The following is a 16,255-nucleotide window of genomic DNA, read 5'->3' on the forward strand; positions in this document are numbered from 1 at the left end:
TCCGGCGGCGGCCGCGGTCTCATCGATCGTCGTCGCCTCGTAACCCTTGCGGGCGAACAGGTCCATCGCGACGGACACCAGCTCGGCCCGCACGGCCCGCCGGGTGCGCTCACGGACCCCCAGCTCTCCAGACGCCTCAGCCATCACTTTTGCACTGTACCCCGCACCATAACTGCTTGGCGATGTCCAGAGTGGTACTGAGTGCAGTTTTTGGCGCAGAGTACGACGCGGTGGCCCGGGACATACGCCGAGCCGGCACGCTCGGGTGAGGTGTTCGCCCCTGGCGGTGGCCTGGGCAACCGTTCCGAGCTCGCTCGGCCCGGTCGCCGGCACGGCGGTGAACGGTGGCGGTCAGGCGCCGCGCTGGAGCGAATCGACGATCTTCGTCAGGTCCTGGATGAGCCCACAGGCGGTCTCGACGTCGATTCCGTAGCGACTGACGTCGGTGGCCGGTCCGCAGGTCGTCGACGATTCGCGGGTGGTCCAGGGCGGAGCGCCGATGTCGCGGCGAGACGCACAGCTACCCTCAGTGGCGGGGGAGCTGTGCGAACAGTTCCCTGCCTTCATCGTGGCGGAACACGAACTCGCTGAAGTGCCCGATCCCCGGGCGGGTGTCGGCGTAGATCGCCGACAGTCCCAGCCGCTGCGAGAAACGCATCGGGATCTCGATGCCCGCCGCCTGGAACCGCTCGGCCAGCTCGTCGAGCGAGGCCACGTCGTCGACGAGATAGCCCAGGTGGTGCAGGCTGATGCCGCCGTCGGGCCGCAGCGCGTCGAGGTAGATGCCCTCGCGGCCGGGCACCGGTTCGATGATCTCCACCATCACCCCGCGGCTGTAGGCGAGCGCGATCTGCGAGCCGGGCGGTCCGCCCGGCTCCGTGGTGTCGATCCGGCGGAACTCGGCTACCTGGTGGTCGTCCCGGAACCGCGCGATCGCGCCCTCCAGGTCGCGGGTGACGTAGCCGAGCTGGAAGAAGTTCTCAGGCTGGATCGAGGGTGACATGAGGCTCGCTCACAGGAGTCGGCTGGCTGGCGGGACGGGGGGCGGCGGCCGGATGACGCCTGGCGGCGACGATGCCGCCGTCGACGCGCAGGTCGCACCCGGTGATGTAGCTGGCGCTGTCGGAGACGAGGAAGTCGATCGCGGCCGCGATGTCGGCGGGCATGCCCAGCCGCCGCAGCGGGGTCACCTCCGCGGCCGCGGCGGCCAGCGGGTTCGCCGCCATCTCCTGGCGGCCCATCGGGGTCAGCACGGTGCCTGGCGAGACCGACAGGATGCGGGCACCGCGCTCGGCCCAGGCACCGGCGGACCGTTCGACCAGCCGTAGGACCCCGCGCTTCGACGCTCCGTAGGCGCGCACGGCGAAGAAGTAGGGGGTCGGGTTCGGGTCGGCGGCGAGCAGGAGCCGCTCCAGCTCGACGGCGAGGCCACCGGCGTGCGGGTCGTCGAGCACGGCGTCGACCTCGGCCGACGAGCTGAAGGTGTGGGCCGCCACCGAGCCGATGCAGACCGCCGAGCTGCCGGGGACGGCCAGCGGCAGGAACGCGTCGAGCAGGTGCGCCGTCCCGCGGAGGTTGACCTCCACGATCGTCCGCGGGCCGGCGAGGGCGGGGGAGAGGCCGGCCGTGTGGACCAGCGTGCCCAGGGTGCCGGCCTCGCCCACCGCCGCGGCGAGCCGCTGGACGCTGTCCGGGCTCGCCACGTCGGTGGCGACGGAGAGGGCGATGTCGTAGCCCTCTTCGGTGAGGCTGTCGTGCAGCGCGGCCAGCGCGACCTCGTTGCGGCCGGACAGGACGAGCCGGTAGCGCACGCCGAGCCGCCGGGCCACGGCGCGGCCCGTTCCGCCGTAGGCGCCGGTGATCACGGCTAAGGATTTTCGACTGGTGCCGATCAGGTTCATGACTTCGCCCGAGTCTCCGGCCCGCTCAGCGGGCGCTCCAGATGATGCTCTTGGACAGCAGGAACTCCTCGAGGCCGAACTCGCCGCGCTCGAGCCCGAGCCCGCTCTGCTTGTAGCCGCCGAACGCGGTGTGCGGGCTGGAGCCCGCACCGCCGCCGTTGATGTAGATCATGCCGGTGCGCAGCCGCTTGGCGATCTCGTAGGCGCGTACCGGGGACTGCGCCCAGACCCCGCCGCCGAGCCCGAACTCGCTGTCGTTGGCGAGCCGGACCGCCTCGTCGTCGTCGTCGAAGGCGATCACGACGCCGACCGGGCCGAAGAACTCCTTGCGGGCGACCGTCATCGAGTTGTCGACATCGACGAACAGCGTCGGCTCGACGAAGAACCCCTTGTCGAGATGGGCGGGCCGGCCCCCGCCGTAGGCGACCTGGGCGCCCTCGGCGCGGCCGGCGGAGATGAGGCTCTCGACCTTCGCCCGCTGGGCCGCGCTGATCAGCGGTCCCATGGTCGTGGCGGGGTCGGCCGGGTCGCCGACCGTGATGTGATCAAGGCTCTGCTTGACCAGGCCGACGAGTTCGTCGAGACGTGAGCGGTGCACCAGCGTCCGGGTCAGCAGGCTGCAGCCCTGGCCGGCGTGGGTGGTCATGCCGTTGACGATCGTCGGGACGACGAGGTCGAGGTCGACGTCGGCGGTGATGATGTTGGCGGACTTGCCGCCGAGCTCGAGCACGACCTTCTTCAGCGACTGCGCCGCCTGGGCGTAGACCAGCCGGCCCACGGTGTCGGAGCCGGTGAAGCTGACGATGTCGACCCCGGGATGGGTGGTCAGCGCCTCGCCGGCCGCTATGCCGCCGCTCACGATGTTGAGCACGCCGGGCGGCAGGCCGGCCTCGTCGGCCATCTCACCCAGGACGAACGCCTCGAGCGGGGTGGTCGGCGCCGGCTTGAGGACGACCGTGCACCCCGCGGCCAGTGCCGGGGCCAGCTTCAGGATGTTGAGGAAGAGCGGGAAGTTGTAGGCCGAGATGAGCGCGGCGACGCCGTAGGGCTCGCGACGGACGACCCCCTGGGCGAGCGTCGGCCCCACCGTCGGCAGCATCGCCCGCTCGAACGGGAACTGCCGCAGCACCCGCTCAGCCATGTCCCTGAAATGGTGGAGTGGGACGCTGACCTGCAGCGTGTCGGCCAGGGCACGCGTCGAGCCGGCCTCTCGGACGCTCAGTTCCTTGAGCTCGTCGACGCGTCGCTCCATGACGTCGGCCATGCGCAGCAGCACGGTGGCGCGCTCGTTGGCGGTGAGCGTCGGCCACGGGCCCTCGTCGAAGGCCCGTCGGGCGGCGGCGACGGCCCGGTCGACGTCGTTGGCGGTCCCGTCGGGGACGGCGCCGATGACCTCTTCGGTCGCCGGGTTGAGGACCTCGAGGACGCCGTCGCCGTCGCTGTCCCGCCACGCGCCGTCGATGTACAGCTGGTAGGTCAGCGCCGACATCGGATACCACCCTCTTAGAACACTAGAATAATTGATTGAACTATTTTAGTATGGCGGCAGTCACAGGCGAAGGCAAGCAGCTCACGTGGGGTCGGGCCGAGGTCGGCGCGGGGCGCGGCGTCCTCGGGCACAAGGGACAGGAGCACATCCGTGGGACGCATGGACGGCAAGGTCGTCTTCATCACCGGTGCGGCGCGTGGCCAGGGGCGGGCGCACGCCGTCCGGGTAGCGGCGGAGGGAGGCGACGTCGTGGCCGTCGACCTGTGCGCCGACATCGCCTCCACGCCCTACCCGATGGCGACCCGGGACGACCTGGACGAGACGGCCCGCCTGGTCAAGGAGCGCGGCGGCCGCGTCGTCGCGCAGGTCGCCGACGTCCGCGACCGGGCCGCGCTGGCCGCCGCCGTCGCCGAGGGCATCGCCCAGTTCGGCCGGTTGGACGGCGTGGTGGCCCAGGCCGGCATCTGCCCGCTCGGTACGACGGCGCCGCAGGCCTTCGTCGACGCGGTCAGCGTCGACTTCGGTGGCGTCTTCAACGCCGTCGACGTCGCCCTGCCCCACCTGCAGCCCGGGGCCTCGATCGTCGCGACGGGGAGCCTGGCCGCGTTGATCCCCGGCACATTGGACAACGCGGCCAAGGGGTCCGGCGGCCTGGGCTACGCCTGGGCCAAGCGGGCGGTGGCGTCGCTGGTCCACGACCTCGCCGTCGTGCTGGCCACCCAGAGCATCCGGGTGAACGCCGTGCACCCGACCAACGTCAACACCGACATGCTGAACAACGACGTCATGTACCGGGCGTTCCGGCCGGACCTGGCCGAGCCCACCCTCGCCGACGTGCTGCCGTCGTTCCCGGCCATGACCGCGACGGGCGACCCGTACGTCGAGCCCGAGGACATCGCCGACGCGGTCCTCTTCCTGCTCTCCGACGAGTCCCGCTTCATCACCGGCACCCAGCTCCGCGTCGACGCGGGAGGCTACGTCAAGCTGCGGCCGCAGGTGCCCGCCTTCTGACGGCCCGCCCGACGCGTCACTCCTCGGGAGGTGCGGCCGTCCCGTCGGAAGGCGGGTCGGCCCGGCCGGGGGGGACGTAGGTGAGGAAGCCGGTCTCGCCGGGCCTCGCCGCCGCGTTCCGGCTGTTGCGCGCCAGCGCGGCGCGCAGGGCTGTCAGGCGGGCCTCGGCGGCGGCACGCCGCTCACCCGCATCCGCATCCTCTGTCGCGGCCAGCGCGGCGAGCGAGGCCTCGACAGCCGCGATCTCCGCCCGCAGCCGGTCGCCCGTCTCGTCGAAGTTCAGCAGGTCGTGGTCGTCGTCCAGGGGTCTGGTCGGCTCTTTCTCCATGCATCGCTCCTCGGGTGGAACGCGGGCTGTACCAGTGGCGCTATCGTGCAATGTAGTACAATAGGTTATATGATCGACAGCACAATCGAGGGGACCTGAAGGGACGCTGGATGCCACTCCAGGACTACATGCAGATCATTTCGGTCGACGATCACCTCATCGAACACCCGCGGGTCTTCGCCGATCGGCTCCCGCGGAAGTTCCTGGACGCGGGCCCGCGCATCGTCGAGGACGAGCAGCGCCGGCACGTGTGGCACATGGAGGACCAGGTCTTCCCGTACATCGGGCTGAACGCGGTCGCCGGCAAGACGCCCGAGGAGTTCGGGATGGAGCCGCTGCGCTTCGACGACATGATCCCGGGCTGCTACGACCCGGTCGAGCGGGTCAAGGACATGGACCTCGACGGGATCCAGGCCGCCTGCTGCTTCCCGTCGTTCCCCGGCTTCGGTGGCCGGGTCTTCATGCGGGCCAAGGATCCCGAACTGGGGCTGGCCTGCGTGCGGGCCTGGAACGACTTCAGCATCGACGAGTGGGCGGCGTCGGCGCCCGACCGGTTCGTGCCGCTGGCCCTGCTCCCGCTGTGGGACCTCGACCAGGCGGTGGCCGAACTGCGCCGGGTCGCGGCCAAGGGTGCCCGTACCGTCTCGTTTCCCGACAGCCCGGTCCCGCTCGGGCTGCCGTCGTTCCACGACGACCACTGGGGCCCGCTGTGGGACGTCCTCGAGGAGACCGGGATCCCGGTGAGCCTGCATTTCGGCTCGGGCAGCTTCGTGCCCGGCTTCAACTTCTCGGCCGCCGCGCTCTCGCCCAACCCGCCCGCGCCCGGCCAGGCGCCCCCCGCGACGTCGTTCGCCCTCTACGCGACCAACCTGATGTGGTCGACCGTGGACCTGCTGTTCTCCGGGCAGCTGCAGAAGCACCCGGGCCTGAAGTTCATGCTCTCAGAGGGTGGCATCGGCTGGCTCCCCTACATCGCCGAGCGGACCGACTGGGTCTGGGGCCGCCACCGCTACTACCAGCCCATCGACTTCGACACCCGCCCCAGCGAGCTGCTCCGGAAGCACTTCTGGGGCTGCTACATCGACGACCAGTTCGGGCTGACCAACCGGCACGCGATCGGTGTCGACCGGATCTGCGTCGAGATCGACTACCCCCACTCGGACTCCATGTGGCCGAACAGCCGCAAGGTGATCGCCGAGTCACTCCTCGACGTACCCGACGACGAGGCCCACAAGATCGTTGAGCTCAACGCCCGTGACGTCTTCGACTTCCCGCGTTCCTGAGCGGGCCGGAGCCCCTGCCGCGGGCCCGGCTTCCGTGGGTGCGCCTCCCACCGGTGCATCTCTTACCGGCGCAGCTTCCACCGGCGCGGCTCCCGTCACGCGGCCGCGGCCACAACCGACGCTCGCCAGCAGCGAGTTCTGGACGTCCGGTGCGGACGGTGTGCTGCGCATCCTCCGGTGCGGGGACTGCGGGGCCTACACCCATCCGCCGCTGCCGCGCTGCCGTGTCTGCCGCGGCGGCGCGGTGACGATGGCGGCGGTCTCCGGTCGTGGGGTGGTCGCCGGGTTCACCGTCAACCACCAGCAGTGGTTACCCGACTTCCCGCCGCCGTACGTGGTGGCGGTGGTGGCGCTCGCGGAGGATGACGGCGTCCGGCTGACCACCAACATCGTCAACTGCGAGCCCGGCGACGTGCGCGTCGGCCTGGCGGTGCGGGTGCTGTTCGAGCAGGCCGACGACGTCCACCTCCCGCTGTTCGAACCGGATCCGGACCGCGCGGGCGAGGTGCTCGCGGTGCCCGAGCCGCGCGAGCTGGCAGCGGCGGCGAGGCCGGTGTCGCCGGCGAGGTTCGAGGAGAAGGTGGCCCTCACCGGCGTCGGCCAGTCGCGGGTGGGCCGCCGGCTGATGGTCGACCCGCTCGAACTCACCGTCCAGGCGTGTCTGGCGGCGGTCGAGGACGCGGGGCTCACGCTCGACGAGATCGACGGGTTGTCCACCTACCCGGGCCGGGTCGGCGGGCCGGGCATGTCCGAGGGCGGGATAGCACCGCTCGCCGAGGCGTTGCAGCTGCACCCGACCTGGATCAACGGGGCGGGGGACACGCCGGGCCAGGCCGGGGCGATCATCGCGGGGATGCTGGCGGTGGCCGCGGGGCTGTGCCGTCACGTGCTGTGCTTCCGGACAGTGTGGGAGTCCTCCCACGCCGCGCTCGTCCGCGCCGGCAGGTGGGACGCGCCGGCCGGCCGGGCCACCGGCATGTTCGAGGAGCGGGCGCCGTACGGCGCCATGTCGGCCGCGAACTGGATAGCGCTCCAGGCTTCGCACTACTTTCACCGCTACGGCGGCGACCGGTCGACGCTCGGCTGGATCGCGGTCACCGCGCGCGACAACGCGAGCCGCAACCCCGAAGCCGTGTATCGCGACCCGTTCACGATCGAGGACTACCTCGCCGCGCGGCTGGTCTCGACTCCGTTCGGCCTCTACGACTGCGACGTCCCGGTGGACGGCGCCGTGGCCGTCGTCGTCTCGGCCGTCGAGACCGCCCCCGACCGCCCGCGGCCCGCGGTGCTGGTCGACGCGGTCGGCACCCAGATCCTCGAGCGGATCAGCTGGGACCAGGACACCCTGACCCACGAGCCGCAGACCCGAGGACCCGCGCGCCACCTGTGGACCCGGTCGTCACTGCGTCCCGACGACGTCGACGTCGCGCTGCTCTACGACGGGTTCACGTTCAACGCGCTGTCCTGGATCGAGGGACTCGGCTTCTGCGAGCCCGGCGGTGCGCGCGAGTTCATCGACGAGGGCCGAGGGATCGCCCTGGACGGTCGGCTGCCGCTGAACCCGCACGGCGGCCAGCTCTCCGCCGGGCGGCTGCACGGCTTCGGCTTCGTCCGCGAGGCGATGCTCCAGCTGCGCGGCGAGGCGCGCGGGCGGCAGGTCGCGGACGCCGAAGTGGCCCTGGTCAGCACGGGCGGCGGCGCGCCGGGCAGTGCGCTGCTGCTGAGACGGGCCTGACCCGCCGTCGAGCTCCATAGCCGAGCGACCGACAGACCGGACCGATCGACCGCCCGCCCGCTTCGCGGGAGCACAGCCGGAACCGAGGAGATCCAGAGAACCATGCAGCTACCGATGCAGGGCGTCCGAGTGCTCGAGGTGGCCCAGTTCACCTTCGTCCCGGCGGCGGGTGCGATCCTGGCGGACTGGGGCGCCGATGTCATCAAGGTCGAGCATGCCGTGCGCGGCGACGGACAGCGCGGGCTCACGAACGTCCTGGGCGTCGACGCGATCGCGAAGGGCAGCAGCTTCTCGCCGATCGTCGAAGGCCCGAACCGGGGCAAGCGCAGCGTCGGGCTGGCGCTGGAGAATCCGGAAGCCCGCGAGATCCTCGACGAGCTGATCAAGCAGAGCGACGTCTTCCTGACCAACTTCCTGCCCGACGCGCGCGCCAAGCTGCGGATCGAGCTCGACGACGTCCGCAAGGTCAACCCGGAGATCATCTACGTGCGCGGCTCCGGCTTCGGCACCCGCGGCCCCGAGGCGGGCAAGGGCGGCTACGACATGACCGCCTTCTGGGCCCGCGCGGGCGGCGGGGCGGGAGCCACCCCGCCCGGCGCCGACCGGCTGGCACCGATGCCCGCGGGCGGGTTCGGCGACAACATCGGCGGCATGACCATCGCCGGCGGCGTGGCGGCGGCCCTGTTCGCCCGCGCCACCACGGGGGAGACCTCGGTCGTCGACGTGTCCCTGCTGGGTGTCGGGGCCTGGGCGACGCAGTTCACCGTCAACCTGGCGCTGATGGCCGGCGGTCCGCCGCCGCGGCCGCCCGCCCCGCGGCACGGCTCGGCGCGCAACCCGCTGGTCGGCCCCTACCGCACCGCCGACGACCGGTGGCTGCTGTTCTCGATGCTGCAGCCCGGTCGCTACTGGGCGGAGTTCTGCGAGGTCGCGGGGCGGCCGGAGCTCGTCTCCGACGAGCGGTTCGACACGGTCGAGAAGCTGATGGACCGGGCGCCCGTGGCGGCCGAGATCGTCGCGGAGATCATCGGCGGGCGGACCCTCGAGGACTGGCTGGCCAGGCTCGCGCACATCGAGGGCCAGTGGGCCGTCGTCCAGGACGCCTGGGGCGTGGCCAACGACGTCTCGCTGCGGGCCAACGGCATGATCGCGACGGTCGAGGACGCCGAGGGCGTGCCGAGGGAGCTGGTGGCCAGCCCCGTGCAGTTCGACGAGCAGGCGGTCGCGTTGCGTCGGGGGCCGCTGTTCGCCGAGCACACCGACGACGTCCTGCGCGATTTCGGGCTCAGCGACGAACGGCTGATCGAGCTCAAGCTGGCCGGCGCGATCACCTGATGACGGGCGCCGACCTGCGCGGACGAGCGACCTGCGCGAACGAGCACAGTGAGGCGGAGAGGAGAGGTTCGATGCGGGTGACTATCGATATGGACAAGTGCTCCGGCCACGCGCGTTGCTACGGGACCGATCCGGAGCTGTTCCAGATCGACGACATCGGCTACGCGTCGCGACCGGAGTTCGAGGTGCCGGCGGGGGGCGAGGACACGGCGCGCGAGGCCGCGGCCGCCTGCCCCGAGCGTGCCATCACAGTGCGATGACCCGGCGACGGCCGCGTCAGTCAGCGGCCGGAGCCCGGCCGCTCACCAACCGGCTCACCATCACCAAGCCACGGAGGGAGTCCGCATGTCTGTTACCGAACCGGCGCCGAGCCGGTGCCCGGCCGTGACCTATTCACCCCACGAGCAGCGTCCGGTCGGAGAGTGGACCGCCTTCTTCGACCAGCTGCGCGACGAGGCGCCGGTGGTGCGCAATACCTTCGCCAACGGCTACTACGTGCTCACCCGGTACGAGGACATCCTCAGTGCCTACCAGGACACCGAGACCTTCTCGACCCAGGCGGTCACGGTCCTGGAGCCGGACCCCAGCTACCGCTGGATCCCGCACATGCTCGGCGGCGACGAGCACCGGCAGTGGCGGCGGCAGCTCGGCCCCTACTTCTCGCCGCGGGCGATCGAGGGGCTCGATGACCGGATCCGGGCGCGGGCGGTCGGGCTCATCGAGTCGTTCGTCGACCGCGGGTCCTGTGACGTGATCAGCGACTTCTCGTTCCACTTCCCGACGACGATCTTCCTCGAGCTGATGGGGCTCCCGGTCGGCGACCTCGACCGGTTCATGGCCTGGGAAGCCAACATCCTGCACTCGAACGGCTCGACGCCCGAGGAGATCGCCGACAACCGCATGACGGCGATGGCGGCGGTGTATGAGTACTTCGGCGAGGTCATCGCCGATCGCCGGCGCAGGCCCGGGGACGACCTGGTGAGCCACGCGATCGCCTTCAAGGTCGACGGCCGGCCGGTGACCGACGACGAGGTCCTCTCCTACTGCTTCTTCATGTTCATGGCGGGTCTGGACACCGTCGCGGCCGCGCTCGGCTATTCGCTCTACCACCTCGCGACCCATCCCGAGGACCGGGCGCGGATCGTGGCGGACCCGGGGCTGATCCCGTCGGCCATCGAGGAGATCCTGCGGGCCTACGCGTTCACCATCCCGGCGCGCAAGGTCACCAGGGACATCGAGGTCGCCGGCTGCCCGATCGCGGCCGGATCGATGGTGCAGCTGCCCATCAAGGCGGCGATGCGCGACGGTGACGCCTTCGCCAGCGCCTCGGAGGTGCTGATCGACCGCAAGCCGAACAACCACATCGCCTTCGGTGCCGGCCCGCACCGCTGCCTGGGTTCGCACCTCGCGCGCCACGAGCTGGCGATCGCGCTGGAGGAGTGGCACAAGCGGATCCCCGACTACCGCCTCGCGGACGGCGCCGTCATCACGGAGGTCGGCCGTAGCTCCGGTCCCGACACGGTGCCGGTCGTCTGGGCACGGTAACGGGCGGGTGCGGGCCAGCCGCGAGACCGGGCACGCCCGGCGGCTGGCCCGCTCGTCCGGCGACGGGCGGTCAGCAGATCACCGAGCTGGGCGCGCCCGTCGCGCGGTTCCGGCCGCCCGCGGCCGCGTCGTCGGTCACGCGCCCTTGGGCGTGAACCGGAGTGCGCCGTCGAGGCGGATCGTCTCGCCGTTGAGGTAGACGTTCTCGGCGATCTGCTGGGCGAGCTGGGCGTATTCCGCCGCGCGTCCCATGCGCTTCGGGAAGGGCACGGCCGCGCCCCAGTAGGCGTCGAGCTGCTCCGGGTCGGCGTTGCGGAAGGCCGGGGTCAGGAAGGTGCCGGGCGCGATGGTGACGACCCGGATCCCGGCGGGGGCGAGGTCGCGCGCGAGCGGCAGCGTCATCGCGACGATGCCGCCCTTCGCCGCGCTGTACCCCGCCTGGCCGATGGTGCCGTCGAAGGCCGCGATGGAGGCGGTGTTGATGATGACGCCCCGCTCGCCGTGTTCGAGCGGCTCCGAGCGGGCGATCGCCGCCGCCGCCAGCCGGTCGATGTTGTAGGTGGACGCCAGGAAGATGTCGAGCACGCGGGTGAACGACGCCTGCGGCGCCGGGGCGTTCGACTTGTCGAGGGTGCGCTGGCCGCCCGGCCCGCCGTGGGCGACGACGGCGATGCGCAGCGGGCCCAGCTCGGTGGCCTGGTCGAGGGCCGCCTGGATGGACGCCTCGTCGGTCACGTCGGTGCGCGCGAAGGCCGCGCCCTCGCCGAGTTCCTCGACGACCGCGCGGCCCTTGTCCTCGTCGAGATCGGCGACGAGGACCTTCGCGCCCGCCGCGTGCAGTCGTCGTGACGTGGCGGCCCCGAAACCGCCCCCGCCGCCGGCCACGAAAGCCACCGCGCCCCTGATCTCCATCGCCGTACCGCCCTCTTCCGTTGTCCGTCGATCCCCGTGACGCCAGCTTACAGTTGAACAATTAAACTGAAATAGTTATATTGCGCCAGAGGGTAGAGGGGAGGGCAGCTCATGAGGCTCAGCTTCACCGCCGAGCACGAGCAGTTGCGGCGGGCCGTCCGCGATTTCCTGGCGGAGCGGTCGCCGGCGGCCGCGGTCCGGCGCCTGATGGACTCGACCGCCAACCGCGACGAGGACGTGTGGACCCGGCTGGCCGAGGAGCTCGGCCTGGTGGGCCTCGGCCTGCCCGAGCAGTACGGCGGTTCCGGCTTCGGCGAGGTCGAGATCGGGATCGTGCTGGAGGAGATGGGCCGGGCGCTGCTCGTGGCCCCCTACCTGAGTACCGCCGTGCTGGCGGGTCAGACCCTGGCGAGGTCCGACGACCAGGAGGCGCGGCAGCGGTGGCTGCCGGGGATCACGGCCGGCGCGCTGACCGCGACGCTGGCGGTCGCCGAGGAGTCGGGGTCGTGGGAGCTGACCGACCTGGCGACGAGCGCCGAGCTACGCGGCGGGCAGTGGCTGGTCTCCGGCACGAAGCACTACGTCCTCGACGGCCACAGCGCCGACCTGCTCCTGGTCGTGGCGCGGGCCGCGGACGGGACAGGGGTGTTCGCGGTCGAGGGGGCGGGCCCGGGCGTCGTTCGGGCCAAGCTCGACAGCCTCGATCCGACGCGGGATCTCGCCTCGGTCGTCCTGCGGGAGGCACCCGCGGTCCGGGTCGGCGGGGGCCGGGACGCGACGGTGTGGCTGGGAGAGGTCTACAACCGGGCGCTCGCGGCCCTGGCGTCGGAACAGATCGGCGGCGCGGCGCGGTGTCTTGAGCTCGCCGTCGACTACGCGAAGGTGCGGGAGCAGTTCGGTCGGCCGATCGGCTCGTTCCAGGCGATCAAGCACAAGTGCGCCGCCCTGCTCGTCGAGGTGGAGAGCGCCCGCTCGGCGGTCTACCACGCCAACGCCGCACTGGCCGTCGACGACCCGGAGGGGACGGTCGCCGCGGCCGTCGCGTCGGCGTACGCGTCGCGGGCGTTCACCCTCGCCGCCAAGGAGTGCATCCAGATCCACGGCGGCATCGGGTTCACGTGGGAGCACGACGCGCACCTCTTCCTGCGGCGGGCGAAGTCCTCCGAGCTGTTCTTCGGGGCACCGCGGGCGCAGCGCAGCCGGCTCGCGGACCTGGTCGGGATCTGACGATGACCATGACGCCAGAGGGCTCCGACCGATCCGCCGAGACCACCAGCGAGACGACCACCGAGACCGTCGCCGGGCCGGACAGCGACGAGGAGTTCCGCACCCGACTGCGGGACTTCCTGGTGACCCGGCATCCGGGGCGCCCGCCGAAGAAGCCGGACGAGCGGCTCGCCTGGACCAGGGCCTGGCTCGCGACCCTGTTCGACCACGGCTACGCCGGCCCCAGCTGGCCGCGTGAGTTCGGCGGGATGGATCTGCCGTTCGGGCGGCAGGTGATCTACCAGGAGGAGCTGGCCCGGGCGCGGGTTCCCGGCCCGCTCGGCACCGGCCTCGGCATCGCCGCCCCGACGATCATCCGGTACGGCACGCAGGAGCAGAAGGAACGCTGGCTCGCGCCGATGCTGCGCGGCGACAAGATCTGGGTGCAGGGGTACTCCGAACCCGGCGCCGGCTCGGATCTGCCGAGCCTGCGCACCACCGCCCGCCGGCAGGGCGACGACTACGTCGTCAACGGCCAGAAGGTCTGGACGTCGCACGCGACGAGCGCCGACATCATCTTCACGCTCGTCCGGACCGGCACGCAGCAGAGCCGCCAGCGCGGCATCAGCTACCTGATCGTGGACGCGCACGGGTCCGGCGTCGAGGTGCGGCCGCTGCGCGACCTGACCGGCGGGTACCTGTTCGCCGAGGTGTTCTTCGACGACGTCCGGGTACCGGTCGCCGACCGGATCGGGGCCGAGAACGAGGGCTGGCCGCTCGCGCGGACCAGCCTCGGGCACGAACGCGCCGCCGGGGCGATGAACCAGGCCGCGCTCTACCGGCGGGTGCTCACCGAGCTCGAGCAGCTCGCGCGGGAACGGGGCCTGCTGGGGGACGCGGTCGTCCGGGACCGGTTCGCGGACCTGGAGATCCGGGTGCGGGTCATGCGCTACAACGCCCAGCGGGTCATCTCCGACATCCTGGCCAAGGGCGAGCCGGGCCCGACGTCGTCGGTGTCCCGGCTGCTGATCACGGAGTTCGAGCAGGAGATCCACGAGCTCGCGGTCGACCTGCTCGGGCCGGCCGGCCTGTTGCTCAAGACCGAGCCCGGGTCGGTGCAGGGTGGGCGCTGGCTGCACGGATTCCTGCGGACCAGGGCGTCGACGATCGGCGCCGGCACCCGCGAGATCCAGCTCAACACGCTCGCCGAGCAGGTGCTCGGACTTCCGTACGACCCGGCGATGCCGCCGCGCTGATCATCGTTTGAGGAGACTCCATGCGGTTGGAGACCAGTCCGGACCTGGTGGAGTTCCGGGCCGAGGTTCGCGCGTTCATCGCCGAACACGGCCCGGGACCGCGCCGGCGCACGGGGGTCCGCGCGCCCGAGCCGGAGGAGATGCCCGGCCTGCGGGCCTGGATCGGAAAGCTTTACGCCGCCGGCTACCTCGGCCAGGCCTGGCCCGTCGAGTACGGCGGCCGGCCGGGCGCCCGCCCGGAGCACGGGTTCATCGTCGCGGAGGAGCTCGCGCGGGCCCGTACCTGGGGCGAGGTCGGCGCCGCGGCGCTCGCGGCCGGAGCGCTGATCGGGTTCGGCAGCGAGGAGCAGAAGCGGCGCTTCCTGCCGCGGATCCGGACCGCCGAGGACCTGTGGTGTCAGCTGTTCAGCGAACCGGGCGCGGGCAGCGACCTGGCCGCCCTGTCCACCCGGGCGCGCCTCGACGGTGACCACTACGTCGTCGACGGGCAGAAGGTATGGACGACGAACGGCCACCACGCCGACCTGGGCTACCTGCTGGCGCGCACGAGCACGGACGGCCCCAAGCAGGCCGGCATCACCGCGTTCGCGATGGACATGCGCAGCCCGGGCGTCGACATCCGCCCGCTGCGCGAGATCACCGGCACCAACGACTTCAACGAGGTGTTCCTCGACGGCGTGCGGATCCCGGTCGAGCGGGTGATCGGCCGGGTCGACGACGGCTGGCGGGTCGCCAACCTGAGCCTCGGCCACGAACGCAGCGGTGTGGGTGCCCGGGGGGTCGAGCTGTTCGGCCAGCTCGACGACCTGTTCGCGCTCGCCGAGCAGGCCACCGTCGGCGGCGGGCCCGCCCTGGCGGACGGCGCTACCCGCCAGCGGCTCGGCCGGCTCGCGACCCGCGTCCACGTGGCCGACAAGATGAGCAAGGCGGTGCAGTCGCGCATGGTCAACCGCACCGAGGACCCCGCGGACGCGCCGCTGGCCAAGGTGTTCTACAGCGAGGTCAACCTGGAGGCGGCCGAGACCGGCGTCGCCCTGCAGGGCATCGGCGGCATCGGCGTGGACGAGGACGCCCCCTGGGCGGACGGCTGGTGGCAGGACGCCTTCCTCTACGCCCGTGCCTACACGATCGCCGGCGGTGCGAACGAGGTGCTCAGGACGATCGTCGCCGAGCGGGCGCTGGGACTGCCGAGGGACAAGCGTTGACCGCGAGCGAGATCGGCGTCGCGGTCGAACCGGCAGGTCGGCGGTACGGCATGCCGTGGCGCGGGGCGGACGCCGCGCGGGCGGCCGAGCAGGCCGGCATGACGGCGTTCTGCAGCGGCGAGTTCGTGGACCACGAGGCCTACGCGTCGCTGACCGAGATGGTGCTCGGCACCGAGCGGGCGCTGGTCGGCCCGGCCATCGCGTACGCGTTCGCGCGCACGCCGTACGCCCACGCGGCGGGAATCCGCAGCGCGTGGGCGCATGCCCCCGGGCGGGTGTTCCTCGGTCTCGGCTCGGGGGCCTACCGCATCAACCGGGACTGGTTCGGCGTCGAGGCCGACCGCCCGGTGGCGCGGATGGCGGACCTGGTCGGGGCGATCCGGGCGTGGCTGCACGCCGAGAACGGTCAGCCGGTGACCTACGACGGCGAGTTCTACCGGATCGCCGCGTCGGTCGGCGCGCCCGTCCTCGGCCGGATCGACGCCCCGATCCTGCTCGCCGGGTTCAACCGGCTGATGGCGGCGACCGCCGCGCGGGTGGCCGACGGGGTCGTCGGGCACGGGCTGTTCACCCGTACCTGGTGGGACGACGTGGTGCGGCCGGCGATGGCGCGGGGCGCGTCCGACGCCGCGCGGGACACTCCGGCGCTCGAGCACGGCTGGGTGATCACCGCGATCGACGACGATGACCCCGGGCGCGCGGTCACCGACGCCCGACGGATGATCGCGTTCTATCTGACCGTCAAGACCTACGACCCGTACGTCGCCCATCACGGCTGGACCCGGCAGGTCGAGGCGATCCGCGAGGCCTTCGCGCGCCGCGACAGCGACGCCATGGCCGCGGCGGTCACGGACGACATGGTCGAGCAGATCGCGATCTGCGGCACCACGTCCGACGGCCGCGCGGCACTCGCCCGTCGCGGTGACTCGCTGCCGCGCGACGTCGCCTACCTCGCGCCGCCGTCGTACCTGGTCAGCGGCCGTCGAGGCCGGCGCTACGCGCTCGCGAGCCTCGGCCTGCTCGACGGTTCCTCCCCGGCACAGCGGTGA

16 protein-coding genes are annotated in these 16,255 nt (G+C 71.9%); 10 read left to right on the forward strand and 6 right to left on the reverse strand.

Annotated elements, in window-relative coordinates; genetic code table 11:
- From MXD62_RS39925 to MXD62_RS30440, 4 genes are all read right to left on the reverse strand, one after another.
- Positions 1–144, reverse strand: a 144-nt coding sequence (locus MXD62_RS39925; protein WP_308301354.1) for a TetR family transcriptional regulator, incomplete at its 3' end; no start/stop codon positions are given.
- Positions 145–526: 382 nt separating this feature from the next.
- Complete coding sequence (locus tag MXD62_RS30430; protein WP_248832810.1) at positions 527–1,003, reverse strand: VOC family protein; 477 nt, start codon at positions 1,001–1,003, stop codon at positions 527–529.
- Positions 981–1,901, reverse strand: coding sequence for an SDR family oxidoreductase (locus MXD62_RS30435; RefSeq protein WP_248832811.1), 921 nt, complete (start codon positions 1,899–1,901; stop codon positions 981–983). Before MXD62_RS30435 ends, MXD62_RS30430 begins: the two co-directional genes overlap by 23 nt.
- Positions 1,902–1,926: 25 nt before the next feature.
- Complete coding sequence (locus MXD62_RS30440) at positions 1,927–3,390, reverse strand: aldehyde dehydrogenase family protein (protein ID WP_248832812.1); 1,464 nt, start codon at positions 3,388–3,390, stop codon at positions 1,927–1,929.
- A gap of 150 nt (positions 3,391–3,540) precedes the next feature.
- On the opposite strand from MXD62_RS30440, the gene MXD62_RS30445 reads away from it, so the two are divergent.
- A complete protein-coding gene (locus tag MXD62_RS30445; protein WP_248832813.1) occupies positions 3,541–4,401 on the forward strand; it encodes a mycofactocin-coupled SDR family oxidoreductase in 861 nt (286 codons plus the stop codon).
- A 16-nt stretch (positions 4,402–4,417) separates the two neighbouring features.
- Here MXD62_RS30445 and MXD62_RS30450 read toward each other — a convergent pair whose 3' ends face one another.
- A complete protein-coding gene (locus MXD62_RS30450; RefSeq protein ID WP_248832814.1) occupies positions 4,418–4,729 on the reverse strand; it encodes a hypothetical protein in 312 nt (103 codons plus the stop codon).
- A gap of 110 nt (positions 4,730–4,839) precedes the next feature.
- Here MXD62_RS30450 and MXD62_RS30455 point away from each other — a divergent pair, with 110 nt between their 5' ends.
- The 5 genes from MXD62_RS30455 (at position 4,840) to MXD62_RS30475 (ending at position 10,627) form a co-directional block, all read left to right on the forward strand.
- On the forward strand, positions 4,840–6,012 hold the full coding sequence (locus MXD62_RS30455) for an amidohydrolase family protein (protein WP_248832815.1): 1,173 nt from the start codon (positions 4,840–4,842) through the stop codon (positions 6,010–6,012).
- Between the two features lie 34 nt (positions 6,013–6,046).
- Positions 6,047–7,747 carry an OB-fold domain-containing protein gene (locus tag MXD62_RS30460; RefSeq protein ID WP_308301352.1) on the forward strand — a complete coding sequence of 567 codons (1,701 nt, stop codon included), beginning with the start codon at positions 6,047–6,049 and terminating at the stop codon, positions 7,745–7,747.
- A gap of 102 nt (positions 7,748–7,849) precedes the next feature.
- Complete coding sequence (locus MXD62_RS30465) at positions 7,850–9,082, forward strand: CaiB/BaiF CoA-transferase family protein (protein ID WP_248832817.1); 1,233 nt, start codon at positions 7,850–7,852, stop codon at positions 9,080–9,082.
- Positions 9,083–9,153: 71 nt separating this feature from the next.
- Positions 9,154–9,342 (forward strand): ferredoxin, encoded by a 189-nt coding sequence (locus tag MXD62_RS30470; protein WP_248832818.1) that lies wholly within the window; start codon positions 9,154–9,156, stop codon positions 9,340–9,342.
- Positions 9,343–9,427: 85 nt separating this feature from the next.
- A complete protein-coding gene (locus MXD62_RS30475) occupies positions 9,428–10,627 on the forward strand; it encodes a cytochrome P450 (RefSeq protein WP_248832819.1) in 1,200 nt (399 codons plus the stop codon).
- Between the two features lie 135 nt (positions 10,628–10,762).
- Here MXD62_RS30475 and MXD62_RS30480 read toward each other — a convergent pair whose 3' ends face one another.
- Positions 10,763–11,539, reverse strand: coding sequence for an SDR family NAD(P)-dependent oxidoreductase (locus MXD62_RS30480; RefSeq protein WP_248832820.1), 777 nt, complete (start codon positions 11,537–11,539; stop codon positions 10,763–10,765).
- A 111-nt stretch (positions 11,540–11,650) separates the two neighbouring features.
- Between MXD62_RS30480 and MXD62_RS30485 the strand changes: the two genes are divergently transcribed.
- From MXD62_RS30485 to MXD62_RS30500, 4 genes are read left to right on the forward strand one after another with little or no spacing between them, the layout of a single operon-like run.
- On the forward strand, positions 11,651–12,766 hold the full coding sequence (locus MXD62_RS30485) for an acyl-CoA dehydrogenase family protein (protein ID WP_248832821.1): 1,116 nt from the start codon (positions 11,651–11,653) through the stop codon (positions 12,764–12,766).
- 2 nt (positions 12,767–12,768) lie between these two features.
- Positions 12,769–14,001: an acyl-CoA dehydrogenase family protein gene (locus MXD62_RS30490; protein WP_248832822.1), complete on the forward strand. Its 1,233-nt coding sequence runs from the start codon at positions 12,769–12,771 to the stop codon at positions 13,999–14,001.
- 20 nt (positions 14,002–14,021) lie between these two features.
- Entirely contained in the window at positions 14,022–15,206 is a 1,185-nt protein-coding gene (locus MXD62_RS30495) for an acyl-CoA dehydrogenase family protein (protein WP_248832823.1), read from the forward strand.
- A gap of 50 nt (positions 15,207–15,256) precedes the next feature.
- Entirely contained in the window at positions 15,257–16,255 is a 999-nt protein-coding gene (locus MXD62_RS30500; protein WP_368862470.1) for an LLM class flavin-dependent oxidoreductase, read from the forward strand.

This window comes from Frankia sp. Mgl5, from assembly GCF_023242985.1.
Taxonomy (GTDB): Bacteria; Actinomycetota; Actinomycetes; order Frankiales; family Frankiaceae; genus Parafrankia; species Parafrankia soli.